This window comes from Streptomyces sp. NPDC054975, from assembly GCF_053609105.1.
The window spans coordinates 125,118-149,388 of sequence record NZ_JBSGWV010000008.1 but is presented as its reverse complement, the minus strand read 5'-3'; the positions used below and the strand labels follow the sequence as shown (position 1 = coordinate 149,388).

The 24,271-nt window shown below is 71.3% G+C and carries 24 protein-coding genes; 9 read left to right on the top strand and 15 right to left on the bottom strand.

Translation table 11 applies throughout. The features are described 5' to 3' along the window. Positions 1 to 159 precede the first annotated feature (159 nt). From afsQ1 to ACWF79_RS11850, 5 genes are all read left to right on the top strand, one after another. Positions 160 to 837, top strand: coding sequence for a response regulator transcription factor (afsQ1, locus tag ACWF79_RS11870; RefSeq protein WP_205628185.1), 678 nt, complete (start codon positions 160 to 162; stop codon positions 835 to 837). A gap of 8 nt (positions 838 to 845) precedes the next feature. Continuing rightward, positions 846 to 2,336 (top strand): ATP-binding protein, encoded by a 1,491-nt coding sequence (locus tag ACWF79_RS11865; protein WP_453727961.1) that lies wholly within the window; start codon positions 846 to 848, stop codon positions 2,334 to 2,336. Further along, a complete protein-coding gene (locus ACWF79_RS11860; RefSeq protein WP_453727928.1) occupies positions 2,333 to 2,953 on the top strand; it encodes a hypothetical protein in 621 nt (206 codons plus the stop codon). Before ACWF79_RS11865 ends, ACWF79_RS11860 begins: the two co-directional genes overlap by 4 nt. Positions 2,954 to 3,042: 89 nt before the next feature. Next, complete coding sequence (locus tag ACWF79_RS11855) at positions 3,043 to 3,624, top strand: VanZ family protein (protein ID WP_453727927.1); 582 nt, start codon at positions 3,043 to 3,045, stop codon at positions 3,622 to 3,624. A 93-nt stretch (positions 3,625 to 3,717) separates the two neighbouring features. Then, entirely contained in the window at positions 3,718 to 3,918 is a 201-nt protein-coding gene (locus ACWF79_RS11850) for a PspC domain-containing protein (RefSeq protein WP_315891756.1), read from the top strand. A gap of 77 nt (positions 3,919 to 3,995) precedes the next feature. Here the strand turns inward: ACWF79_RS11850 and ACWF79_RS11845 are convergent, their stop codons facing one another. Both ACWF79_RS11845 and ACWF79_RS11840 read right to left on the bottom strand, forming a co-directional pair. Continuing rightward, complete coding sequence (locus ACWF79_RS11845) at positions 3,996 to 4,361, bottom strand: hypothetical protein (protein ID WP_453727926.1); 366 nt, start codon at positions 4,359 to 4,361, stop codon at positions 3,996 to 3,998. Positions 4,362 to 4,541: 180 nt separating this feature from the next. Continuing rightward, positions 4,542 to 5,696: an adenosine deaminase gene (locus tag ACWF79_RS11840; protein ID WP_453727925.1), complete on the bottom strand. Its 1,155-nt coding sequence runs from the start codon at positions 5,694 to 5,696 to the stop codon at positions 4,542 to 4,544. 115 nt (positions 5,697 to 5,811) lie between these two features. On the opposite strand from ACWF79_RS11840, the gene ACWF79_RS11835 reads away from it, so the two are divergent. Continuing rightward, complete coding sequence (locus tag ACWF79_RS11835; protein ID WP_453727924.1) at positions 5,812 to 6,588, top strand: alpha/beta hydrolase; 777 nt, start codon at positions 5,812 to 5,814, stop codon at positions 6,586 to 6,588. Between the two features lie 13 nt (positions 6,589 to 6,601). On the opposite strand, the gene ACWF79_RS11830 is transcribed toward ACWF79_RS11835, so the two are convergent. Then, positions 6,602 to 7,555, bottom strand: coding sequence for a LysR family transcriptional regulator (locus tag ACWF79_RS11830; protein WP_453727923.1), 954 nt, complete (start codon positions 7,553 to 7,555; stop codon positions 6,602 to 6,604). A 62-nt stretch (positions 7,556 to 7,617) separates the two neighbouring features. Between ACWF79_RS11830 and ACWF79_RS11825 the strand changes: the two genes are divergently transcribed. The 3 genes from ACWF79_RS11825 to ACWF79_RS11815 all read left to right on the top strand — a co-directional run bounded on the left by ACWF79_RS11825 (position 7,618) and on the right by ACWF79_RS11815 (position 10,717). After that, positions 7,618 to 8,880 carry an MFS transporter gene (locus ACWF79_RS11825; RefSeq protein WP_453727922.1) on the top strand — a complete coding sequence of 421 codons (1,263 nt, stop codon included), beginning with the start codon at positions 7,618 to 7,620 and terminating at the stop codon, positions 8,878 to 8,880. A 126-nt stretch (positions 8,881 to 9,006) separates the two neighbouring features. After that, entirely contained in the window at positions 9,007 to 9,654 is a 648-nt protein-coding gene (locus tag ACWF79_RS11820; RefSeq protein ID WP_453727960.1) for a L,D-transpeptidase, read from the top strand. Between the two features lie 82 nt (positions 9,655 to 9,736). Then, positions 9,737 to 10,717 carry a sigma-70 family RNA polymerase sigma factor gene (locus ACWF79_RS11815; protein ID WP_453727921.1) on the top strand — a complete coding sequence of 327 codons (981 nt, stop codon included), beginning with the start codon at positions 9,737 to 9,739 and terminating at the stop codon, positions 10,715 to 10,717. Position 10,718: 1 nt separating this feature from the next. On the opposite strand, the gene ACWF79_RS11810 is transcribed toward ACWF79_RS11815, so the two are convergent. From ACWF79_RS11810 to ACWF79_RS11755, 12 genes are all read right to left on the bottom strand, one after another. Beyond that, positions 10,719 to 10,991 (bottom strand): STAS domain-containing protein, encoded by a 273-nt coding sequence (locus ACWF79_RS11810; RefSeq protein ID WP_453727920.1) that lies wholly within the window; start codon positions 10,989 to 10,991, stop codon positions 10,719 to 10,721. A 52-nt stretch (positions 10,992 to 11,043) separates the two neighbouring features. Beyond that, on the bottom strand, positions 11,044 to 12,321 hold the full coding sequence (locus ACWF79_RS11805; protein ID WP_453727919.1) for a thymidine phosphorylase: 1,278 nt from the start codon (positions 12,319 to 12,321) through the stop codon (positions 11,044 to 11,046). Between the two features lie 82 nt (positions 12,322 to 12,403). Then, entirely contained in the window at positions 12,404 to 12,808 is a 405-nt protein-coding gene (locus ACWF79_RS11800) for a cytidine deaminase (RefSeq protein ID WP_453727918.1), read from the bottom strand. Then, positions 12,805 to 14,094, bottom strand: coding sequence for an ABC transporter permease (locus ACWF79_RS11795; RefSeq protein WP_453727917.1), 1,290 nt, complete (start codon positions 14,092 to 14,094; stop codon positions 12,805 to 12,807). The genes ACWF79_RS11800 and ACWF79_RS11795 overlap by 4 nt, the downstream gene beginning before the upstream one ends. Continuing rightward, positions 14,091 to 15,203, bottom strand: a complete 1,113-nt coding sequence (locus ACWF79_RS11790) for an ABC transporter permease (RefSeq protein ID WP_453727916.1) — start codon at positions 15,201 to 15,203, stop codon at positions 14,091 to 14,093. The genes ACWF79_RS11795 and ACWF79_RS11790 overlap by 4 nt, the downstream gene beginning before the upstream one ends. Beyond that, on the bottom strand, positions 15,200 to 16,792 hold the full coding sequence (locus tag ACWF79_RS11785; RefSeq protein WP_453727959.1) for an ABC transporter ATP-binding protein: 1,593 nt from the start codon (positions 16,790 to 16,792) through the stop codon (positions 15,200 to 15,202). Before ACWF79_RS11785 ends, ACWF79_RS11790 begins: the two co-directional genes overlap by 4 nt. Before the next feature lie 195 nt (positions 16,793 to 16,987). After that, positions 16,988 to 18,025, bottom strand: a complete 1,038-nt coding sequence (locus tag ACWF79_RS11780; protein ID WP_453727915.1) for a BMP family lipoprotein — start codon at positions 18,023 to 18,025, stop codon at positions 16,988 to 16,990. A gap of 293 nt (positions 18,026 to 18,318) precedes the next feature. Next, on the bottom strand, positions 18,319 to 19,539 hold the full coding sequence (locus tag ACWF79_RS11775) for an amidohydrolase (protein ID WP_453727914.1): 1,221 nt from the start codon (positions 19,537 to 19,539) through the stop codon (positions 18,319 to 18,321). 116 nt (positions 19,540 to 19,655) lie between these two features. Beyond that, entirely contained in the window at positions 19,656 to 20,795 is a 1,140-nt protein-coding gene (locus ACWF79_RS11770) for a hypothetical protein (protein WP_453727913.1), read from the bottom strand. Beyond that, positions 20,792 to 21,685 carry an N-acetylneuraminate synthase family protein gene (locus ACWF79_RS11765; protein ID WP_453727912.1) on the bottom strand — a complete coding sequence of 298 codons (894 nt, stop codon included), beginning with the start codon at positions 21,683 to 21,685 and terminating at the stop codon, positions 20,792 to 20,794. The genes ACWF79_RS11770 and ACWF79_RS11765 overlap by 4 nt, the downstream gene beginning before the upstream one ends. A gap of 14 nt (positions 21,686 to 21,699) precedes the next feature. Next, positions 21,700 to 22,881, bottom strand: coding sequence for a cytidylyltransferase domain-containing protein (locus tag ACWF79_RS11760; RefSeq protein WP_453727911.1), 1,182 nt, complete (start codon positions 22,879 to 22,881; stop codon positions 21,700 to 21,702). Continuing rightward, positions 22,881 to 24,179, bottom strand: a complete 1,299-nt coding sequence (locus ACWF79_RS11755) for a DUF6716 putative glycosyltransferase (protein ID WP_453727910.1) — start codon at positions 24,177 to 24,179, stop codon at positions 22,881 to 22,883. Before ACWF79_RS11755 ends, ACWF79_RS11760 begins: the two co-directional genes overlap by 1 nt. Between the last annotated feature and the right edge of the window lie 92 nt (positions 24,180 to 24,271).

Sequence of the window (24,271 nt, the reverse complement as noted above, 5' to 3'; positions counted from 1 at the left end):
CGTCGGTTGGAGTCTGTTCGGTCCGTGTGCCAAGAAGCTTGCCCGGGCCACTTCATCGCGGTGTCCGCCGACTGTCACAGCCGTGTCACAGGGGCTGCCGCGGGGGTGGGTCCCGCCACACAGTCGAACTCGGTGGCCGCATGGGACAGAATGGCGTCCGTGCCTTTCCTGTTGCTGATCGAGGACGACGACGCCATCCGCACGGCCCTCGAACTCTCCCTGTCACGCCAGGGCCACCGAGTGGCCACCGCGGCGACGGGAGAGGACGGTCTGAAACTGCTCAAGGAGCAGCGTCCTGACCTGGTCGTCCTGGACGTCATGCTGCCCGGCATCGACGGCTTCGAGGTGTGCCGGCGCATCCGGCGCACCGACCAGCTGCCGATCATCCTGCTGACCGCGCGCAGCGACGACATCGACGTCGTCGTCGGACTGGAGTCCGGCGCCGACGACTACGTGGTCAAGCCGGTCCAGGGGCGTGTCCTGGACGCCCGGATCCGGGCCGTACTGCGGCGCGGCGAACGGGAGTCGACGGACTCGGCGAGCTTCGGTTCGCTGGTCATCGACCGTTCGGCGATGACGGTGACGAAGAACGGGGAGGACCTGCAGCTCACGCCGACCGAGCTGCGGCTGCTCCTGGAGCTGAGCCGGCGGCCCGGACAGGCCCTCTCGCGCCAGCAGTTGCTGCGCCTGGTGTGGGAGCACGACTACCTGGGCGACTCGCGGCTCGTGGACGCCTGCGTCCAGCGGCTGCGCGCCAAGGTCGAGGACGTACCGTCCTCGCCGACGCTGATCCGTACCGTCCGGGGTGTGGGCTACCGGCTGGACGTTCCTGCGTGAGAAGAGGGATGTTCGCCGGGCTGCGCTTCACGAGCCTGCGGCTGCGCCTTGTCGTCGTCTTCGCGCTCGTCGCGCTCACGGCCGCGGTGTCCGCGTCCGGGATCGCGTACTGGCTGAACCGTGAGGCGGTGCTGACGCGGACGCAGGACGGCGCGCTGAACGACTTCCGGCAGGAGATGCAGAACCGGGCGGCGACGCTGCCGCTGCGGCCCACCGAGGACGATCTGCGCCGCACCGCCGAGCAGATGGCCAGCGGCAGCGCGGGGTACAGCGTGCTGCTGCTCGGGGAGCGGGAGGCGGGCAAGCCGATCATCGGCGCCTCGAACCCGGACACGTTCACGCTGGCCGACGTGCCGGAGTCGCTGCGGGTGGCGGTGGACACCGCGCGCCCCGCGACGGACGGCGACTCCAGCCCGTACCACCTGTTCTGGCAGCGGACGCAGCGCGGGAAGACGCCGTATCTGGTCGGCGGGACGCGGATCACCGGCGGCGGGCCCACCGGCTACATGTTCAAGTCCCTGGAGGCCGAGCGGGCCGATCTGAACTCGCTCGCCTGGTCGTTGGGGATCGCGACGGCGCTCGCGCTGGTCGGCTCCGCGCTGCTCGCGCAGGCCGCGGCCACGACCGTGCTGCGGCCGGTGCACCGGCTCGGCGAGGCGGCCCGGCGGCTCGGCGAGGGCAAGCTCGACACCCGGCTGCGGGTCTCGGGCACGGACGAACTGGCCGACCTGTCACGGACGTTCAACAGCGCGGCCGAGTCCTTGCAGAAGAAGGTCGACGACATGAGCGCGCGGGAGGAGTCCAGCCGGCGTTTCGTCGCGGACATGTCCCACGAGCTGCGGACGCCGCTGACGGCGCTGACGGCCGTGACGGAGGTCCTGGAGGACGAGCAGGACGACCTCGACCCGATGATCGCGCCCGCCGTGGCGCTCGTGGTGAGCGAGACGCGCCGGCTCAACGACCTGGTGGAGAACCTGATGGAGGTGACCCGCTTCGACGCGGGCACCGCCCGGCTGGTCCTCGACGACGTCGACGTCGCCGACCAGGTCACCGCGTGCATCGACGCCCGGGCCTGGCTGGACGCCGTGGACCTGGACGCCGAGCGCGGGATCATGGCGCGGCTCGACCCGCGCCGGCTCGACGTGATCCTGGCGAACCTCATCGGCAACGCGCTCAAGCACGGCGGTTCGCCGGTGCGGGTGTCGGTGCGTACCGAGGACGGCGAACTGGTCATCGCGGTACGGGACCACGGCCCGGGCATCCCGGAGGAGGTCCTGCCGCACGTCTTCGACCGCTTCTACAAGGCCAGCGCGTCCCGGCCCCGGTCGGAGGGCAGCGGTCTGGGGCTTTCGATCGCCATGGAGAACGCGCTGATCCACGGCGGTTCGATCACCGCCGCGAACTCGCCGGACGGCGACGGCGCGGTGTTCGTCCTGCGCCTGCCCCAGGGCGAGGAGCAGGACGAGCGGGAGGAGCAGGACGGGGTGGAGGAGAGTTGAGCCGCCGCAGAGCGGTCCGTACGGGAATGGTGACGGCGGCCGTGGTCATGGCCGCGCTCGCCTCCGGGTGCGGGATCAGGACGACGTCGGTGCCCGTGGACGCAGGCCCTGGCCCCTCGCGGGTGCCGTGCAGCGTCACGGGCGACGAGATCACCACCCAGTCGACGGGCGTCCCGGTCCGGGTCTACCTGGTGTGCGGCTCGCAGCTGGAGGTGGTGGACCGGCGGTCGCCGCTGCCGGAGGAGAAGGCGAACGGGAACCCGGTGGCCACCGCGTCGGCGCTGCTCTCGCAGCTGCTGGACGAGCCCTCGGAGAGCGAGCGGCAGGCCGGGTTCTCCACGGCCGTCAAGGGGCCGCTGGTCGTCAGCGGCGGGCACCTGGGTGATCCGGCGGACACGCTGCGGCTGAGCCGGCAGCCGGAGGACCTGACGCCGACGGCGCTGTCGCAGATCGTCTGCACCTTCGCGCACAGCTCGGCGGGCGCGGGCGAGGCGAGCGTGGTCCTCGGCGGCCCGGGCCGCTACGCCCCGCGCCGGTACGCCTGCACGACCGAGCTGCGCGAACGCCCGGAGTCGGCGCCCCCGACGCTGACCCTGCCGAGCCCGTCGGCGTCCTGAGGCGGGCCCCGAGGGGGCCGCGCGGGATCGAACCGGTTGTTCCGGTGCGCGGCGGAACCGATTCCGGCACGGGGCGCGTCTTGGGGGGCGTGCAGCGTCAAGGTTCGGGCGGCAGCGCCGCCGTGGTCGTACGCGTGGTGGGGTTCGCTCTGCTCCTCGCGCATCTGCTGCTCGTCGCCTGGGTGACGCTCCGCCCACGCGACGTGGCCTGGGTGACCGCGCCGAACCTGACCCCACTCGCCGGGATCCGCGGGGATCTCGCGCTCGGCCCCGCCGAGGCGGCCCGGCGGATCGGCGAGGGTCTGCTGCTCCTGGCCCCGCTCGGGGTGCTGCTCCCGATGGCCGAGGGGCGGCTCCATGTGTCGCCCTGGGCCTCCCTGGCCCGTACGGTCGCCGCCGGGGCGCTGGTGTCGCTCGCCGTCGAGCTGCTGCAGACCGCCGTACCCGGGCAGGTCGTCGACATCGACTCACTGCTTCTGAACACCGCGGGGGTGGCGCTCGCGCATGTGCTCGTGGTCCCCGCCGGGCGGGCGCGGCTACGCCGGGGGCGGGACGGGAGGAAGGGCCGGTCCTCCTCGCGGACCAGGCCGGGCCGTGGTTCCGCCCTGCTGCGGGACGAGGGTTCTCAGGGGCCTACCCCGACGATTCCCAGGGTCGGGATCGCCCCGTAGACCGACGCTTTGTCCCCCCGTCCGGGGCGAGTATGGAGTCATCGGGAGCCCGACGGAGCGGCTTCCGGAAGACCCTTCCCGAAGGAGCCCACCATGGCCGCACTTGCCCGCCCCCGTGACGGACGCATGATCGGCGGAGTGTGCGCAGCGCTGGCACGGCGCTTCGGCACCTCGGCCACCACCATGCGGGTCATCTTCCTCGTCTCGTGCCTGCTGCCGGGTCCGCAGTTCCTGCTGTACCTGGCGCTGTGGCTGCTGCTCCCGTCGGAGAAGTCGGCGAGCACCGCCTGGTAGGTCGCGAGGACGCACGTACGCCGATGGGGCGCTCACCCGGTCCGGGTGAGCGCCCCATCGGCGTGCGTGCGCCGAGATCAGATCGGCAGGCCACCGAGCGGCAGGCCGTTGAGCGGCAGGCCGCCGAGCAGGCCGCCGACCGGGGTGTTGGCGAGCGCGCCGGTGGCGCCGTCGAGCGGGGCGTGCTCCAGCGCCTGGCCGGCGGCGGCCGGGACGGCCTTGGCGCCCTGGTCGACGGCGTCCTGGCCGCCCAGGAGGGACTCGGTGGCCCCCTCGGGGAGTTCGGTGAGGCCGTCGCCCAGCGGCACGGTCGAGGTGACCAGGCCGAGCGCGTCCGGGGCGGCGGGCAGTGCCGGGGCGGCGGTGGCCGTACCGGCGGCGGCAGCGGCGAAAGCGGCACCGAGAGCGGCGACACCGAGCGTCTTGGCGGCAGACTGCTTCATCAGAGAATCATCCTTGAGGATTTCGAGGTTCTTGAAGCTTCGGAGAAAGCGGGAATGCAGGTCACTCGGGGAATGCGGAGCGGCTTTGCAACTTAGCCACCGGACGACGCTCCCGCAAACACCGAAAGGCGGCCGGTCAGATGTTCCCCGGCCGCCCCGGTTCCTTCCCGAAGCTCCTGCTCAGCTCTCCTGCCCGGAAGACTCGCTGGTCGTGGCGGTCTGCTGGAACAGCCATTCGGACTTCAGCTCGGCATATCCGGGCTTGATGACGTCATTGATCATGGCGAGACGTTCATCGAAAGGAATGAACGCTGATTTCATCGCATTGACCGTGAACCACGCCATGTCGTCGAGCGTGTAGTCGAATGCCTCGATCAGCAGCTCGAATTCCCGGCTCATGCTCGTCCCGCTCATCAACCGGTTGTCGGTATTGACGGTGGTACGGAAGTGCAGGCGGCGGAGCAGGCCGATCGGGTGCTCGGCGATGGACTCCGCCGCGCCGGTCTGGAGGTTGGACGTCGGGCACATCTCCAGCGGGATGCGCTTGTCCCGTACGTACGCGGCGAGCCGGCCGAGTCGGACCGAGCCGTCGTCGGAGACCTCGATGTCGTCGATGATGCGGACGCCGTGACCGAGCCGGTCGGCGCCGCACCACTGCAGGGCCTGCCAGATCGACGGCAGCCCGAAGGCCTCGCCGGCGTGGATGGTGAAGTGGTTGTTCTCCCGCTTGAGGTACTCGAAGGCGTCGAGGTGGCGGGTGGGCGGGTAACCGGCCTCGGCGCCCGCGATGTCGAAGCCGACGACACCGGAGTCGCGGTAGCGGTTGGCCAGTTCGGCGATCTCCAGGGCGCGGGCGGCGTGCCGCATGGCGGTCAGCAGGGCGCCGACGCGGATGCGGTGCCCGTCCGCCCTGGCCAGCCGCTCGCCCTCGCGGAAGCCCTCGTTGACGGCCTCCACGACCTCCTCCAGGGTGAGCCCGCCCTCCAGGTGCTGCTCGGGGGCGTAGCGCACCTCGGCGTAGACGACACCGTCCTTCGCGAGGTCCACCGCGCACTCGGCGGCGACGCGGAAGAGGGCGTCACGGGTCTGCATGACGGCACACGTGTGCGCGAAGGTCTCCAGGTACCGCTCCAGGGAGCCGGAGTCGGCGGCCTCACGGAACCAGATGCCGAGTTTCTCGGGCTCGTTCTCGGGGAGATGTTCATAGCCCTGGGCGCGGGCGAGTTCGATGATCGTGCCGGGGCGCAGCCCGCCGTCGAGGTGGTCGTGGAGGAGCACCTTCGGGGCGCGGCGGATCTGGTCCGCGGTGGGGACGCTGTGGGTCTGGCTCGTCATTGCCGCACTCTAGCCCCTACGCGCGTAGAGCGCCCCTCCTCAACTCGCTTGTCGATACGTAACAGTGACCGCGCGTACGGATGGCGTACACCTCGGCTTCTGAGACTGTTCTGCCATGGCGCACTCCGCACTCGTAGGGACCGCAGGGGGCCGGACACCCCGGCTCGGACGGCCCGTCGGCGCATCGCACCCCGGTACGGCGGTGGGCGGTGTGGTCCTGCTCCTTCCGGACGGGGAGCCCACATCCGCAAGGGGCGCCTCGGTCAGGGCGCACGCGGCGCTGCTGCCGCTGGGCCGCCGGCTGGTCAGGGCGGGGCTCGGGGAGGGCCTGGTGGCGCACGTGGTGCGGTACCGGGGGCGCGGCTGGAACGGTACGGACGCCCAGTTGGCCGCGGACGCGGCGTGGGCGGTGGCGGAGGCGGTACACCGGTACGGCGACGTGCCGGTCTGCCTGGCCGGCCACGGGATGGGCGCGCGGGCGGCGTTGTGGGCGGCGGGGCACCCGGCGGTCGACGCGGTGCTCGCGCTCGCGCCGTGGCTGCCGGAGGACGACGTGGCGGCGGAGCCCGAGCCCGTACGGCAGTTGGTGGGGCGGCGGATCCTGATCGTGCACGGCACGAACGACGCGCGGACGGATCCGGAGCTGTCGTACCGGCTGGCGGAACGGGCGAAGAAGGCCAACCGCGACACGTGCCGCTTCGAGGTCCACTCGGACGGCCACGCGCTGCGCCAGTACGGCGAGGAGATCCGCGCCCTGGCGGCCGACTTCGTCCTCGGCTCCCTCTTCGCCCGCCCCTACGCCCGCCCGGTCGCCGACGCCCTGGCGGCCCCGCCGCCCCTGGGTCTGCGCATGCCCCTGGCAGCGGGCTTCGGCCGGGCGCTGCGGCGATAGAGCACCCCCGGGGTCACTCCGGGAGGAGGCTGCCGCGTTTGCTCAGGAGGAACTTCTTGAAGGCGGCCACCGGGGCGGTGTCCGGGTGGCCGTCGAGCCACGCGACGCCGATCTCGCGGACCGCGCGGGGCGCCGTCACCGTGAGCTCGACGACACCGGGGCGCGGGACGGCCGGCGGCGGGAGCAGGGCGACGCCGAGGCCCGCCGCCACCAGGCCACGCAGGGTCTCGGCCTCCTCGCCCTCGAAGGCGACGCGCGGTGTGAAACCTGCCTCGGCGCACAGGTCGTCCGTGATGCGCCGCAGCCCGTAGCCGGGTTCCAGGGTCACGAAGGTCTCGTCGGCCGCCTCCGCCAGGCGGACCCGCTTGCGGGAGGCCAGGCGGTGGTCGTCGGGGACGACCAGGCGCAGCCGCTGTTCGTCGAGGCGGCGGGCCACCAGGTCAGGCGCGTCCGGCACGGGCGACGTCAGGCACAGGTCGAGGTCCCCCGCCCGTAGCCGCTCGATCATCGCCTCGCCGTAGTTCTGGACGAGCGTGAAGCGGACCCGGGGGTGGTCCACACGGAAGGCCCGGATGAGCGCCGGTACCGTCTCGGAGCCCATCGTGTGCAGGAACCCGAAGGCGACCCGGCCGGCCGCCGGGTCCGCGTCCGCCCGTACGGAGTCGGCCGCGCGCTCCACCTCCGCGAGCGCCCGCTCGGCCGAGCCGAGGAACGTCCGGCCCGCCGGGGTCAGCGAGACCGTCCTGCCCTTGCGTGCGAAAAGGGCCACCCCGAGGTCCTGTTCGAGCCGGACCATCGCCCGCGAGAGCGTCGACTGCGGCACCCCCATCTCCGCCGCTGCCCTGGTCACATGCTCGTGCCGGGCCACCGCCGCGAAGTACGCGAGCCGAGGCGCGAGCAGCAGCCCCATGTCTTCTTCGTAACTACTCGGTGACAGCCGACCCTGTGACCTGTACTCATGCACCATGGGAACGATTACAGCAGTTCCATGCATTGGACGCATGAAACGAATCGTCCTACGTTCGAGACATGCCTTCCGCCAGTACCAAGGCGGCCGCCACCAGCACGGCCGCCGACACCCGCCTCGCCCCCGGAGCACCCGGCCACCGCCGGATGAGCTTCGCGCTCTTCGCCGCAGGTCTCGCCGCCTTCGCGCTCCTCTACTCCACGCAGGCCCTCCTGCCCGCGATCTCCGCCGAGTTCGGAGCCACCGCCTCCGCGGCCTCCTGGACGGTCTCCGCCGCGACCGGCGCCCTCGCCCTCCTCGTCCTCCCGATGAGCGCCCTCTCCGAGCGCTTCGGCCGGCGCCGGATGATGACCGTCTCGCTGGCCGTCGCGGTCGCCGTCGGCCTGCTCGTCCCCTTCGCCCCGAGCCTGGAGTGGCTGGTCGCGCTGCGCGCCGTCCAGGGCGCGGCGCTCGCGGGCCTGCCGGCCTCCGCGATGGCGTTCCTGGCCGAGGAGGTACGGCCGAAGGCGCTGATCGCCGCGATCGGGCTGTTCGTCGCGGGCAACTCCCTCGGCGGGATGAGCGGCCGCATCGTCACCGGCTGGGCGTCGCAGCTGTGGGGCTGGCGCGCCGGGCTCCTCGCGGTCGGTCTGATGGCGGCGCTCTGCGCGGTCGCGTTCCGCGTCCTGATCCCCAAGGCCCGTCACTTCACGCCCGGTTCGCTCAACCCGAAGGCGCTCGCGGCGACGGTCCGCACTCACCTCGCCGACCCGCTGCTGGTGCGGCTCTACGCGATCGGCGCGCTGTTCATGACGGTGTTCGGCGCGGTCTACACCGTGATCGGCTACCGGCTCGTCGAGGCCCCGTTCTCGCTCCCGCAGGGTGTGATCGGCTCGGTCTTCCTCGTGTACCTCGTCGGTACGGTCTCCTCGGCCGCGGCCGGGAAGCTGGTCGGGCGGCTGGGCCGGCGCGGGGCGCTCTACCTGGCGGTCGGCACGACCGCCGCCGGGCTGCTCCTCTCGCTCGCCGACGACCTCGTGGCCGTCCTGGCCGGTCTGGTCCTGATCACGGCCGGCTTCTTCGCCGGGCACGCGGTCGCCTCCTCCTCGGTGAGCCGGACGGCGAAGACCGGCCGGGCGCAGGCCTCGGCTCTCTACCAGTCCGCGTACTACATCGGCAGCAGCGTGGGCGGCACGCTCGGCGCGATCGCCTTCCACTCCGGCGGCTGGGCGGGCACGGTCCTGCTGGGCCTGGTCGCGGTCCTCGGGGTCGTGTCGATCACCCTCTACGGCAGCCACAGCGCCCGGGTCGAGGCGCGGCGCCTCCCCCTGCGTACGGCGCACTGAATCCGTATCCGAACCGGTACAACCGCACGGCTCCCCCGACCGTCCTAAGTCATAGGACCCAAGGGGGAGTTGGTGATCATGAACGGGATACGCAAGCGGGCCGGGATCGTCCTCGGCATCACCTCGATGGTGGTGCCGCTGACGGTCGCCCTCGGCTCGGGGACGGCCCAGGCCGCGTCGTGCAACGTGACGACGGGCCCGTACCAGAAGCAGGTCGAGAAGTTCCTGGGCCGGACGGCCGACGGGAAGCAGTCGCTCGCCGACTGCAAGGCGATCCAGTCCTTCCAGCGCACGCACGGCATCACCCCGTCGATGGGGTATGCCGGGCCGCTGACCTGGCGGACGATGAACACGATGCTGCAGCAGAAGGCGGCCGGCAAGAACCCGAACGCGGCCGGGAAGTGTCCGACCAACAAGGGCCGGATCGCCTGCGTCGACCTGACGCGCCAGCTGTCCTGGATCCAGGACGGCAAGAAGCTGAAGTACGGCCCGGTGCCGGTGCGCACGGGCAAGGACGGGACGGAGACCCGTACCGGCGCCAAGAAGATCTACTGGCGCAACATCAACCACTGGTCGACGATCTACCGCGTCTCCATGCCCTACGCGCAGTTCTTCGACGGCGGGCAGGCCTTCCACTCCACGACCAAGTCCATGTGGAACCCCCCGGGCTCCGGCGGCTGCGTCAACATGCGCCCCGCCGACGCCAAGGCCTACTGGAACCTGCTGAAGAACGGCGACGACGTCTACGTCTACGGCCGGAAGCCGGGAACCTGACCCCGGCTGTCAGTGGGCTGCGGTAGCTTCCCCTCATCGGCACAGCACCGGTGCCGGTGAGGGGCGAGTGGGGTGGACCTGCATGAGTGATCTTGCTACCGCGACCGAGGACCGGCACTCCGAGCTGGAGAAGTACCGCACGGAGCTGACGGGTTACTGCTACCGGATGCTCGGCTCCTCCTTCGAGGCCGAGGACGCCGTGCAGGACACGATGGTCCGCGCCTGGCGGTCCATCGACTCCTTCGAGGGGCGTTCCAGCCTGCGCTCCTGGCTCTACCGCATCGCGACCAACGTGTGCCTGGACTCGCTCAACGCGGGGAACAAGCGGGCGCGGCCGATGGACCTGACGGCCGCGACCCCGGTCGCCCAGGCGCAGTTGAACGCCCGGCCAGAGATCACCTGGCTGGAGCCGATCCCGGACGGGCGGGTGCTGCCGTCGGTGGCCGACCCGGCGGAGACGGCCGTGTCCCGCGAGACCGTGCGGCTCGCGTTCGTCGCCGCCCTCCAGCACCTGCCCCCCAAGCAGCGGGCCGTGCTGATCCTGCGCGAGGTGCTTGCCTGGAAGGCGAGCGAGGTCGCCGAGCTGCTCGACACCTCGGTCGCCTCCGTCAACAGCGCGCTCCAGCGGGCGCGCGCCACGATCGCGGAGAACGAACCGGCGACCTCGGACGCGGCGAACCCCCTGGACGAGGAGCAGAAGCAGCTCCTGGAGCGCTATGTCGCGGCCTTCGAGGGGTACGACATGAAGGCGCTGACCGCGCTCCTGCACGAGGACGCGACGATGTCCATGCCGCCGTACGACCTGTGGCTGCGCGGCCACGACGACATCGTGGGCTGGATGCTGGGCGTCGGCGACGTCTGCCGGTGCTCGAAGCTGGTGGCGACGGTGGCGAACGGCTCGCCCGCGTTCGCGCACTACCACCCGGACCCGGAGGGCGGTTACAGCCCGTGGGCGCTGATCGTCCTGGAGCTGCGGGACGGCAAGGTCGGCGGGATGGACTTCTTCCTGGACACCAAGCGCTGGTTCCCGCTCTTCGACCTCCCGGAGCGCCTGGAGGCCTGACTCAGAGGACGGTGTCGGCCAGTCCGACAAGGTCGAGGAGGAGCCGCAGCTCGCTTCCGGTTCCCCGGAACCGGAGGCGGTGTCCGACGCGCCCCGCGGTGAGGCGTAGCCGGGCGAGGGCGTTCACCGCGGCGAGATCGGCGTGCGCCAGCCCACCGACGTCGCAGACGACGTCGGTGGGCGCGGCCTCTTCGAGCAGGGCGCACAGCCGCGCCACCTCCTCGGGGGTGGCGCGGGCTGCCAGGGTCAGGACGAGCGGTTGACTGGTCTCCACACCAAGGAGACCGGCAGGGCTGCCGGAACTCATCGGAGCGGCCCGTCGTGCCTCAGGCGATGCGGTCCAGGACGATCGGGTTCGGGGTGAACGCGGTGCCCTCGGGGGCGATGTCCCAGGAGGCGTCCAGGGACTTCAGCGCGTAGTCGAACTTCTCCGGGGTGTCCGTGTGAAGGGTCAGCAGGGGCTGGCCCGCCGTGACCGTGTCACCCGGCTTGGCGTGCATCTCGACGCCCGCGCCCGCCTGGACCGGGTCCTCCTTGCGGGCCCGGCCCGCGCCGAGGCGCCAGGCCGCGATGCCGATGTCGTACGCGTCGAGGCGGGTCAGGACGCCCGAGGACGGGGCCGTGACGACGTGCTGCTCGCGGGCGACCGGGAGGGTCGCGTCCGGGTCGCCGCCCTGGGCCGCGATCATCCGGCGCCAGACGTCCATCGCCGAGCCGTCCGCCAGCGCCTTCGCCGGGTCCGCGTCCTTGATGCCGGCCGCGTCGAGCATCTCGCGGGCCAGCGCGATCGTCAGCTCGACGACGTCCGCCGGGCCGCCGCCCGCCAGGACCTCGACCGATTCGCGGACCTCCAGGGCGTTGCCGGCGGTCAGGCCGAGCGGGGTCGACATGTCGGTGAGCAGCGCCACCGTCTTCACGCCGCTGTCCGTGCCCAGGCCGACCATGGTCGAGGCCAGTTCACGGGCGTCCTCGATGTTCTTCATGAACGCGCCCGAGCCGACCTTCACGTCCAGCACCAGGGAGCCCGTGCCTTCGGCGATCTTCTTCGACATGATCGAGCTCGCGATGAGCGGGATCGCCTCGACGGTGCCGGTCACGTCGCGCAGCGCGTAGAGCTTCTTGTCCGCCGGCGCCAGGCCGTCACCCGCCGCGCAGATCACCGCGCCGGTCGTGTCCAGGACGTTCAGCATCTCGTCGTTGGAGAGCAGCGCGCGCCAGCCCGGGATGGACTCCAGCTTGTCGAGGGTGCCGCCGGTGTGGCCGAGGCCCCGGCCCGAGAGCTGCGGCACGGCCGCGCCGCAGGCGGCGACGAGCGGGGCGAGCGGCAGGGTGATCTTGTCGCCGACGCCGCCGGTGGAGTGCTTGTCGGAGGTGGGGCGGGAGAGCGAGGAGAAGTCCATGCGCTCGCCACTCGCGATCATCGCGGCGGTCCAGCGGGCGATCTCCGCGCGGTTCATGCCGTTGAGCAGGATGGCCATGGCCAGGGCGGACATCTGCTCGTCGGCGACCACGCCGCGGGTGTAGGCGTCGATGACCCAGTCGATCTGCTCCGGGCTCAGCTCGCCCTTGTCCCGCTTGGTGCGGATGACGGAGATGACGTCCATGGTGGTGCCTCTTTCTACGCGCATAGAGGGGGAAAGGGGGAGCGGCCCTTCCCATCGTGCCGGAAGGGCCGCTCTTCAGGTGTTACTTGGCGAGGTGGCCCGGGCCGAAGGCCTGCGGCAGCATCTCCGCCAGCGTGACGAACCCGGCCGGGGTCTCCAGGACGAGCTCGGGGCCGCCGAACTCGTACAGCAGCTGCCTGCACCGGCCGCACGGCACGAGGGGCTCGCCCTCGCCGTCCACGCAGACGAAGTGGGTCAGCCGGCCGCCGCCGGTGGCCTGGAGCCGCGAGACGAGCCCGCACTCCGCGCACAGCCCGAGGCCGTACGAGGCGTTCTCCACGTTGCAGCCGGCGACCATGCGCCCGTCGTCGACGAGGGCGGCCGCGCCGACCGGGAAGCCCGAGTACGGGGCGTAGGCGTGGGACATGGCGTCCCGGGCCTCCGCCCGCAGGGCCTCCCAGTCGGCCTCGGAGAGCGGCGTGGTCACTTGCCCTCGCCCTTGCGGTAGCGCATGCCGTCCGCCTTGGGCATCCGCAGGCGCTGCGCGGAGAGCGAGAGCACCAGCAGGGTCACCACGTACGGCGTGGCGCTGACGAACTCGACCGGGACCGTGTCCGTACCGAGGTACCAGATCAGCACGCCGACGGCGATGACGGCGCTGATCGCGGCCGTGATCCAGCGCTTCTTGTACGCCTTCCACGCGGCGATCGCGACAAGGACCGCGAACAGCAGCAGGAGCAGCGCGTGCACGGACTCGCCGCCGCTGCGCAGCTGGAGCGCGTCGGCGAAGCCGAACAGGCCCGCGCCCATGGCGAGGCCGCCCGGACGCCAGTTGCCGAAGATCATCGCCGCGAGGCCGATGTAGCCGCGGCCACCGGTCTGGCCCTCGTTGTAGATGTGCGAGGTGACCAGCGACAGGAACGCGCCGCCGAGACCGGCGAGACCGCCGGAGACGATCACGGCGATGTACTTGTACTTGTACACGTTGACGCCGAGGGACTCGGCCGCGATCGGGTTCTCGCCGCAGGAGCGCAGCCGCAGACCGAACGAGGTCTTCCACAGCACGAAGAACGTGGCGATGACGAGCAGCACGGCGAGGATCGTGACCACGGAGAGGTTGGTGACCAGACCGCCGAGGATGCCGGCGATGTCCGAGATCAGGAACCAGTGGTGCTTCTCGATGTCGGCGAGCCAGTCGGAGAGACCTGGCACGGTGATCGAGGTGATGTCCTCGGCCGGCGGGGACTGCTTGGGGCTGCCGCCCTTGGCCGCGGCCTCGCCGGTGTTGAACCACAGCTTGGCGAAGTACGTGGTGATGCCGACCGCGAGGATGTTGATCGCGATACCGGAGATGATGTGGTCGACGCCGAAGGTGACGGTGGCGACCGCGTGCAGCAGACCACCGAACATGCCGCCCACGATGCCGGCGAGGACGCCGAGCCAGGGGCTGGTCTGCCAGCCGGCCCAGGCACCGAAGAAGGTGCCGAGGATCATCATGCCTTCGAGGCCGATGTTGACCACGCCCGCGCGCTCGGCCCACAGACCGCCGAGACCGGCGAGGCCGATCGGCACGGCGAGGGAGAGCGCGGCGCTGATCTGGCCGGCCGAGGTGAGGTCCTGCGCCCCGGTGATGGCCCGGACGGCGGAGAGGGCGAGGAGCCCGCCCGCGACGATCAGCAGGATCCAGGGCAGGGAGAGGCGGGTGCGTCCGCCCTTGCCACCGGCCGCCTTGGGTGCCGCGGGCGGCGGGGTGGAAGTCGCCGTGGCGCTCACGCCGACACCTCCGTCGAGTCGTTGGAACGGGCCTGGGCCGCGAGCTTCTCGCCGACCTGACGCTGCTGGCGCTTGAGGCCGTAGCGGCGGACGACTTCGTAGGCGATGACGACGCAGAGGACGATCACGCCCTGCATGACGCCGACGATCTCCCTGTCGTAGTCCTCGAACTCCAGCTGCTGGCCGCCACGCTCCAGGAAGGCCCAGAGGATCGCGGCGAGCGCGATGCCGACCGGGTGGTTGCGGCCGAGCAGGGCGATGGCGATGCCGGTGAAGCCGATGCCGACGGGGAAGTCGCCGCCGAACTCGTAACTGTCGTTGAGCAGCGTCGGCATACCGATCAGACCGGCCATGGCGCCGGAGATCAGCATGGAGGTGACGACCATCTTCTTGACGTCGACACCGCTGGCCGCGGCGGCCGTGTCGGACTGGCCGACCGTGCGCAGGTCGAAGCCGAAGCGGGTGCGCGAGAGCGTGAACCAGTACGCGAGGCCCGCGACGACCGCGATCACGACGAAGCCGTACACCGGGGTCGGCGTGGTCGGGAACTCGAAGAAGTGCGAGGACTCCGGCAGCGGCGTCGTGGCGACCTTGGTGCCGGCCGCGTCCAGGTGGCCGAGGCGGCCGGGCTGGAGGAGGTAGGCGATGATCGAGGTCGCGATGAAGTTCAGCATGATCGTCGAGACGACCTCGCTGACACCCCGAGTGGTCTTCAGAACACCGGCGATGCCCGCCCACATGGCGCCGACGATCATCGCGGTGACGATGATCAGCGGGATCTGGACGATGCCCGGCAGGGTCAGCGCGCCACCGACGGCGGCGGCGAAGAAGGCCGCGAGACGGTACTGGCCGTCGACACCGATGTTGAACAGGTTCATGCGGAAGCCGATGGCCACCGCGATGCCCGCCAGGTAGTACGTCGTCGCCTTGTTGATGATGTAGACCTGGCTGTCCGACTTGATGCCGTAGTCGAACATGATCCCGAAGGCGCTGAACGGCTCCTTGCCGGTGGCCGCGAGCACCAGTGCGGTGATCAGGAAGGCGGCGACGATCGCGAGCAGCGGTGCCGCGATGCCGAGGAGCACCCGCTCCTTGTCGAACTTCTTCATCGGGCCTCGTCCTCCGGGCCGTCGGTGCCCTCAGGGCTGTCTTCGTGCGCGAGGTGACCGGCGGCGGCGCCGGTCATGGCCGAGCCCAGCTCCTCCGGTGTGATGGTCGCCGGGTCGGCGTCCGCGACGAGCCGGCCGCGGTACATGACGCGCAGGGTGTCGGAAAGGCCGATCAGCTCGTCCAGGTCGGCGGAGATCAGCAGCACCGCCAGGCCCTCGCGACGTGCCGCGCGGATCTGGTCCCAGATCTGCGCCTGCGCGCCGACGTCCACGCCCCGGGTGGGGTGGGCGGCGATCAGCAGCTTGGGGTCGTGGCTCATCTCGCGGCCGACGATCAGCTTCTGCTGGTTTCCGCCGGAGAGGGAGGCAGCGGTGACGTCGATTCCGGGGGTCCGGACGTCGTACTCGCGGACGATCCGCTCGGTGTCCCTGCGGGCGGCCTTGAGGTCGAGGATGGCGCCCTTGGAGTTGGGCTTCTCGGTGACGTGGCCGAGGATGCGGTTCTCCCAGAGGGGGGCCTCCAGGAGCAGACCGTGCCGGTGGCGGTCCTCGGGGATGCAGCCGATGCCGTCCTCGCGCCGCTTGCGCGTGGGAGCGCTGGAGATGTCGGCGCCGTCGAGGGTGACCACACCGCGGTCGGCGGTGCGCATGCCCATGATGGTGTCGACGAGCTCGGACTGGCCGTTGCCCTCGACGCCGGCGATGCCGAGCACCTCACCCTTGTGGATGGTGAGGTTGATGCCGTCGAGGACCGCGCGGACCACTCCGTCGGGGTCGACGGCGCTGAGCGACAGGTCCTGGACCGTCAGCATCGGTACGTCCGTGACCGTCGACTCGCGGGTCTCCGGCGAGGGCAGCTCCGCGCCGACCATCAGCTCGGCGAGCTGCTTGGTCGTGGTGTGCTTCGGGTCGGTGGTGCCGACCGTCGTACCGCGCCGGATGACGGTGATGTCGTCGGCGACCGAGAGGACCTCGCCCAGCTTGTGCGAGATGAAGATGACGGTCAGACCCTCGGCCTTGAGCTCGCGCAGGTTGTCGAAGAGCGCGTCGACCTCCTGCGGGACGAGCACGGCGGTCGGCTCGTCGAGGATCAGGGTGCGGGCGCCGCGGTAGAGGACCTTGAGGATCTCCACGCGCTGGCGGTCGGCCACGCCGAGGTCCTCGACGAGGACGTCGGGGCGGACGCCGAGGCCGTACGCGTCGGAGATCTCCTTGATCTTGGCGCGGGCCTTGTCACCGATGCCGTACAGCTTCTCGGAGCCGAGGGCGACGTTCTCGAGGACGGTGAGGTTGTCCGCGAGCATGAAGTGCTGGTGCACCATGCCGACACCGCGGGCGATCGCGTCGCCGGGGCTGTGGAACGTCACCTGCTCGCCGTCGACCGTGATGGTGCCCTCGTCCGGCTTCTGCATGCCGTAGAGGATCTTCATCAGGGTCGACTTGCCCGCGCCGTTCTCGCCCACGAGGGCGTGCACGGTGCCGCGGCGCACGGTGATGTCGATGTCGTGGTTGGCCACGACTCCGGGGAAACGCTTGGTGATGCCGCGGAGTTCTACGGCGTTCGGACTGCTGGGGCTGGAGGCTTTGATGACGCACTCTCCTAGGCAGGGAGCGTGAGGAGGATCAGGCGGGAACGCAGGCGCTGTCGGTGGCGAAAAATACCCTGTGGGCCGCGCGCTACGCGCGTAGCATCAGGAAAATCGTTCAACTGCCCACGGGGGTACGTGTGAAGGGGGCCCGGAGTGTCGGCCGAAGCCGCTCTCCGGGCCCCCCTCCGACGTGTGTCAGAGGGTCGTGTTGACCTTGATCTGACCGTCGACGATCTTCTTCTTGGCCTCGTCCAGCTGGGCCTGGATGTCCTTGAGGTGGTCACCCGTGGTGGTCAGGGAGACGCCGTTCTCGGCCAGGGAGTAGACGTGCGTGCCGGTCATCGGCTTGCCGTCCTTGACGGACTTGACGAGCTCGAAGACACCGGTGTCGACGTTCTTGACGACCGAGGTCAGGATCGAACCGGCGTACTTCGACAGGGCCGGGTCCTTGGCCTGGTCCGAGTCGACGCCGATCGCCCAGGTGCCCGGCTTCGCGGCGACGGCCTCGATGGCGCCGGCGCCCGAGCCGCCCGCGGCGGCGTAGATGACGTCGATGCCCTTGTCGAGCATGCCCTTGGCAGCGGCCTTGCCCTTGTCCGGGGCGCCGAAGCCGGACATGTCCGTGCCGGTGGACAGGTACTGGATCTGGACCGAGGCGTTCGGCTTCGTGTCCTTCACGCCCTGCTGGAAACCGGCGGCGAACTTCTTGATCAGCGGGATGTCGACGCCGCCGATGAAGCCGATCTTGCCGTCCTTGGACTTGAGGGCGGCCGCGACACCGGCGAGGTACGAGCCCTGCTCCTCGGTGAAGACGATCGAGTCGACGTTCTTCGCCTCGGAGACCGAGTCGACGAGACCGAAGGTGGTCTTCGGGTACTTGGCCGCGACCTTGTCGATCGCGTCCTTGTAGGCGAAGCCGACGCCGATGACCGGGTTGAAGCCGCCCTCGGCCAGGGAGGCGAGGCGCTGCTCACGGTCGGCCGGGGTCTCACCGGTCTTGGCGGTGAGCTCCTTGGTCTCGACGCCGAGGTCGGCCTTCGCCTTGTCCAGGCCACGCGCGGCGGAGTCGTTGAAGGAGTTGTCGCCACGGCCGCCGACGTCGTAGGCCATGCCGACCTTGATGGTGCCCGAGTCGGAACCGGACTCGGTGGACGACTCACCGCACGCGGTGGCGGTGAGAGCGAGGGCCGCGGTCACTGCGGACGCGGAAACGATCTTGGATACCCGGCGCAAGAGGAGGGTCCCTTCGAGACTGACCGAAAGCGCCTCTTCCGGCGCTGGTTTCGCGTGGATCGTAACGCGCGTAGATGTCAGTTAAAGACCCGTTCATGAGTCGTTATCGGATCGTCGCGAACCGGCCAGGAGGACCGCCCGGGGGACCACCTGGGGCGACCGTCCCGGCACCGCCGGTTATACACCCGGGTGCGGAGGTTCGGGCCGGGTCCGCGCGACGACGCGCGGACCGTGGGGCCGAACGGGTGGAGGACGTTTCGGCCGTCCGGGCCAGGCGGACGAGGCCCGGCGGGTCAGCCCTTCGGCGCGGCGTCGATCAGTGCGGCGGCGGTGAAGAGCTCGACGCCGACCTCGATCGCCGCCTCGTCCACGTCGAAGTCACCCGCGTGCAGGTCACGGCGTGTCGTGTCGCCGGGGGCGCGGACGCCGAGGCGGGCCATGGCGCCCGGGACGTGCTCCAGGTACCAGGAGAAGTCCTCGCCGCCGAGGCTCTGCTCGGTGTCCTCGATCGCGTACGGGCCGCGCCGGGCGGTCATGGCGTCACGGAGCAGTTCGGTGACGACCGGGTCGTTGACGACCGGGGGGACGCCGCGCACGTAGTTGATGGTCGACTTGGCGCGGTGGAGGGTGGCGATCTCGTCGATCGCCGCGTGGATCAGGTCGGGGGCGTCGCGCCAGCCGGGCAGGTCGAGGCAGCGGACGGTGCCGGAGAGCTCGGCGTGCTGCGGGATGACGTTGCAGGCGTGGCCGGCCTCGATCCGGCCCCAGGTGACCGCAAGGCCGGAGCGGGCGTCGACGCGGCGGGCCAGCAGGGCGGGGACGTCGGTGGCGATCCGGGCGGCGGCGGTGACCAGGTCGGTGGTGAGGTGCGGGCGGGCCGTGTGGCCGCCGGGGCCGTCGAGGGTGACCTCGAGCCGGTCGCAGGCGGAGGTGATGGGCCCGGGGCGCAGCCCGATCACGCCGGCGTCCACCTTCGGGTCGCAGTGCACGCCGATGATCCGGCCGACGCCGTCCAGGACCCCGGACTGGATGGCGTCGGTGGCGCCGCCGGGCAGGACCTCCTCGGCGGGCTGGAAGATCAGCCGTACGGCGCGCGGGAGCAGCCCCTGCCGGTCCAGCTCGGCGAGGACGAGACCCGCGCCGAGGACGGTGGTGGTGTGGACGTCGTGTCCACACGCGTGGGCCCGGTTGGGCACGGTGGAGCGGTACGCGACGGTCTTGGCGTCCGGAATGGGCAGCGCGTCGATGTCGGCGCGGATCGCCAGCATGGGCCGGCCTCGGTCCCAGGTGCCGATGTCGCAGACGAGTCCCGTGCCCGTCGCGAGGACCTTCGGCGCGAGTCCGGCGGCCTCCAGGCGCGCCTTCAGGGCCGCGGTCGTACGGAACTCCTGGTTGCCGAGCTCGGGGTGCATGTGCAAGTCGCGGCGGAAGGCGATCAGTTCCGCGCGCAGCGAGGCGGACAGCGTTCCGGGCAGGGCGACGGAGCCGGGCTCACGGGACTTCAACTGGTTCACCTTTTGAAGGGTAGGCCCCTTCGGTGGTCAACTGCCCGTTGATCACGAAAAGTTCAGCCCGATAGGGGAAAGAATCTCGGTTTACCAGGCTTGACGACCATCCTGTGTGGGTAAGCTCACCCGAATTCGAGCCGTTGCGACGACTGGGCCTGGGCGGTCAGTCGGTCGACCTCGTGCGCCGCCGTGCCCGTGACCCCGGCGAGGAAGCCCTGGGCCCGCGGGGAGGCGTTCTCCTTGAGCCACTCGGGGGCGATCTCGCAGACGGCGACCTTGACCCCGGTGCCGACAAGGGCGAGCGGCAGGGTGTGCACGACCGTCGAGGGGAAGCTGACCACTGTGCGGCCGATGGGGCCGCGCCGGGCGATGAGCTCCAGCGGCAGGTCGGGCCGGACGATCTCCAGACCTGTCTCCACGGCGATCCGGTGCAGCTTCTCGGTGGACTCCCGGCGGTGCGCGAAGTAGCGGGTCGCGCCGTGGGTGCGGGCCAGCTCGGCGACGGCCAGCGCGTACTGGTCGGCGTCGACCACGCCCGTCTCGACCAGCGAGGTCCCCACGAGGTCGGCGCCCTTGGTGATGCGGGGCGGGCCGAAGCGGGACCGGGTCCAGGCGAAGGTGTTGGCGGTGACGGTCGTGCCGGGCGGCGGCTCGACCGGGAGCGAGGTGAAGATCTCGACCGTACGGCGCCGGCCCGGGGCGAGCTTGCGGCGGGCGGCGGCGGTGACCGGGGCGAGCACGAGCTCGCGCGGCCCCCGGCTGCCGCGCCGGTGCCAGCGCACGAGACGTTCGCCACGGGCCAGTTGGGCGGCGTACTCCATGGTGGCGGTGCCGTCGTCGACGACGGTGAGGTTCTTGGGCGCGAAGAGGGTCAGCAGGAGCTGGACGTAACGGGAGAACGGGTCGCCGACGATCACCCGGTCCGCGGAGCGCAGCAGCGGGGCGAGCTCCCGCAGGGTCTGCGCGAGCGAGCCGCGTCCACCGCGGGCGTCCTGCCAGCGGACGGTGAACCCGTCGTCGCGGGCCAGCTGTGCCATCCGGCGCAGCTGGCCACGCGACATCGGGTCGGTCGGCGAGAGCACGACGACCGTGAGCCCGGTCCGAGCGGGCGGGGCGGACGCGAGGACCGCCGCGGGGGCGGCGGCCTCCGTCCCGGGGCGGCTGGCGTGTATCGCGGCCCCGCCGTCGGACTGGGTGTGGGCCCACTCCAGGACGTTCAGGAGCTGGACAGGGCTCTCGACGAACGCCAGCTGGCCGGTCATGCGGCGACGGACCCCTGGACCCGGCGGAGCTTCTTCATCGGGCCGAGCTCCGACTCGTAGACCTTCTTGACGCCGTCACCGAGCGCGGTCTCGATCGTGCGGATGTCGCGGACCAGGCGCTGCAGGCCCTGCGGCTCGACGGACGCGGCCTGGTCGGAGCCCCACATGGCGCGGTCGAGGGTGATGTGACGCTCGACGAACGTGGCGCCGAGGGCGACGGCGGCCAGCGTGGTCTGCAGGCCCGTCTCGTGGCCGGAGTAGCCGATCGGGACGTTCGGGTACTCCTCCTTCAGCGTGTTGATCACGCGGAGGTTGAGCTCCTCGGCCTTGGCCGGGTACGTGGACGTCGCGTGGCAGAGCAGGATGTTGTCCGAGCCGAGGACCTCGACCGCGTGGCGGATCTGCTTCGGCGTCGACATGCCGGTGGAGAGGATGACCGTGCGGCCGGTGTCGCGCAGGGCGCGCAGCAGCTCGTCGTCCGTGAGGGAGGCGGAGGCGACCTTGTGGGCCGGGACGTCGAACTTCTCCAGGAAGGCGACGGCCTCGGTGTCCCACGGGGAGGCGAACCAGTCGATGCCGCGCTTCTTGCAGTGCTCGTCGATGGCGCGGTACTCGTCCTCGCCGAACTCCACGCGGTGGCGGTAGTCGATGTACGTCATGCGGCCCCAGGGGGTGTCGCGCTCGATGTCCCACTGGTCGCGCGGGGTGCAGATCTCGGGCGTGCGCTTCTGGAACTTCACGGCGTCGCAGCCGGCCTCGGCGGCCACGTCGATGAGCGCGAGGGCGTTCTCGAGATCGCCGTTGTGGTTGATGCCGATCTCACCGGTGACGTAGACGGGCCGGCCGGGGCCCGCGGTCTTGCTGCCGAAGGTGCGGAGGCGAGTGGTCATGGTTCTGGTGTTCCTTAGGAGTTGGGGGAGATGAGCTCGGGTCCGAGAAGCCAGGCCGCGATCTCGCGGACGGCGCCGGAGCCACCGGGGGTGAGGGTCACCGCACGGGCGGCGGCCCGTACGGAGTCGTGCGCGCTCGCCACCGCGACGGGCCAGCCGACGAGGTGGAAGCACGGGAGGTCGTTGACGTCGTTGCCGGCGTAGAGGACGCGCTGCGGGTCGATGCCCTGTTCCTCGCACCACTGCTTGAGGGCGAGGTCCTTGCGGTCGATGCCGTGCAGGACGGGGATCTTCAGCTTGCGGGCGCGGGCGGCGACGACGGCGTTCTGCTCGGTCGAGAGGATCAGGACCGGCATGCCGGCGCGGCGCAGGGCCGCGATGCCGAGGCCGTCGCCGCGGTGGGCCGAGACGAACTCGTGGCCCTCGGCGTCGAGGTGGACCCGGTCGTCCGTCTGCGTGCCGTCGAAGTCGAGGACCACGGCGTCGATGTCGCCGAAGGCGGGGACGACCGGGGTGTCGAGCAGCGGCGCGAGGGCGCGGGCGCGGGCCAGGTCGTGCGGGTCGTCGATCTCCAGGACCCGCAGGGGGTCGGTGACGACGAGCGCGGTGTGGCCGAAGAACCGGTGGTTGTGGGTACGGAAGCCCTCGGCGGCCATCGCGTAGACGGCGCCGGTCTCCAGGTACTCGGGCTCGCGGTCCTGGCGACGGGGGCGGAAGGCCTTGTCGTGGTTGACGCCGGTGGCCCCGTCGGCGGCCTCCCGCCAGAGGAAGCCGTGGGTCGGGGCGGCCGTGAAGGCCGTGTCGGCGCCGCGCTCGACGATCTCCTCGACGGTGCCGTTGACCTCCTCCGCCGTGATGAAGGGGCTCGTGCACTGGACGAGGAGGACCACGTCCACGCGGCGGCCGCTCGTCGCCTCGAAGGCGTCCATCGCGTGCAGGACCGCCGACTCGCTGGTCGCGGTGTCCCCCGCGATCGCCGCCGGGCGGTGGACCGCCTCCGCACCGGCCGCGCGGGCGGCCGAGGCGATCGCCGCGTCGTCCGTGGAGACGACGACGTCGGTGACCAGGCGGGCGCCGAGGCAGGCGCGGACCGCGCGGGAGACCAGCGGGACGCCCGCGACCGGGGCGAGGTTCTTGGCGGGGACGCCCTTGGAACCGCCACGCGCCGGGATGACGGCAAGCACGGTCGTGGTCATCAGAGTTCTCCAAGCCGGCGGATGACGGGCGCCACGCGCTGGACGCCGTGGCGGTACGCGCCCCGCGCCGCCTCCCGGACGATCCGGCGCAGCCCGCTGTCGCGGATCTCCGGCCCGGTCACGTCCAGGCGGTGGCGGGCGAGGATCCCGGGCAGGTACCCGGGGGCCGACTCCGCTGTGTAGTAGGGGTTGATCGGGGGCAGCGCCGGTCCGGCGAGCAGCTCGGCGACCCGCTCGCGGGCGGCGTCGAAGGCCTTCTCGTAGCCGCCTCCCCCTCCGCCTTGCGGCGTGGGGGGACCCGCAGCGGCCACGCCCTGGCGGGCGAGCCACTCCTCGTCCGCCGTGGGGCGCACGTCCGCGTCGAGGCGGTCGAAGGAGGTCAGCAGCCCCGAGCCGATGAAGTGGTGGTTGCCGAGGACCTCGCGTACGCCCATGTCGGTGAGGATCGCCGTGGGGATCCTGCGGTGGAGCGCTTCGAGCGCGGCCGTCGAGGAGACCGTGACCAGCAGGTCGGTGCGGTCCAGGACCTCCCCCATGTGCCCGTACACCAGGCGGAAGTTGGGCGGGGTGTCCAGGTCGCGCACCAGCCTCTGGTACGGCAGTTCCTCCAGGTGCGTCGTGTGCTCGCCCGGCTTGGAGCGGAGCTTGAGGAGGACCTCGCGCCCCGGGTGCTTGCGGGCGTGCTCGACGAGCCTGCGGAGCAGGTACGCGCGGTCGGCGCGGGTGACCGGCACGGAGGGCTGGGCGGCGAAGACGAGGGTGTCCCGGCCGGCCTCGGGGGCGTAGGGCGCGCCGCCGAGGAACGGCAGCGCGGCCTCCACCACCGAGGAGGCGTCGGCGCCCACCCCTTCGTACACGGCGCGGAAACGCTCGGCGTCGTGGCGGGAGTTGGCGAGGACGACGTCCGCGCCGTGGCGCAGCAGGAGACCGTCGGCGAGCTTCTCGTAGACGACTCCGACGTAGCCGGTGACGATCACGGGGCGGCGCTCCAGGCCCAGGTCGGCGATCCCCTGGAGGACCGCGCGGACCGTGCCGCCGACGAGGGCGAGCACGACGAGGTCGTACGCCCCGTCCCGTACCTCACGAAGGAACTCCGTGCCCGTCACCTCGCGCGGGGATGTGTCGGAGACCCCGGTCTCGGCGAGCTGGCGCGCGGTGGGGGTGGCCCGGCCGCGCAGGACGAATCCGGTGGGTTCACACGACGCGATACGGCGCGCGGTGAGCGCGCCCCATTTCCACCGGGTGTCGGAGTCGGCGAGTACGGCAATGCGTACTCGTTCATGGGTACGTGATGGCACGTCGAGGACGCTAGATAGGCATTTCGTTCGCTGGCCCAACTGGGCCACAACAAACGGTGAACAGAGCCTCTCCGCGCGCTGAAAACGGGCAG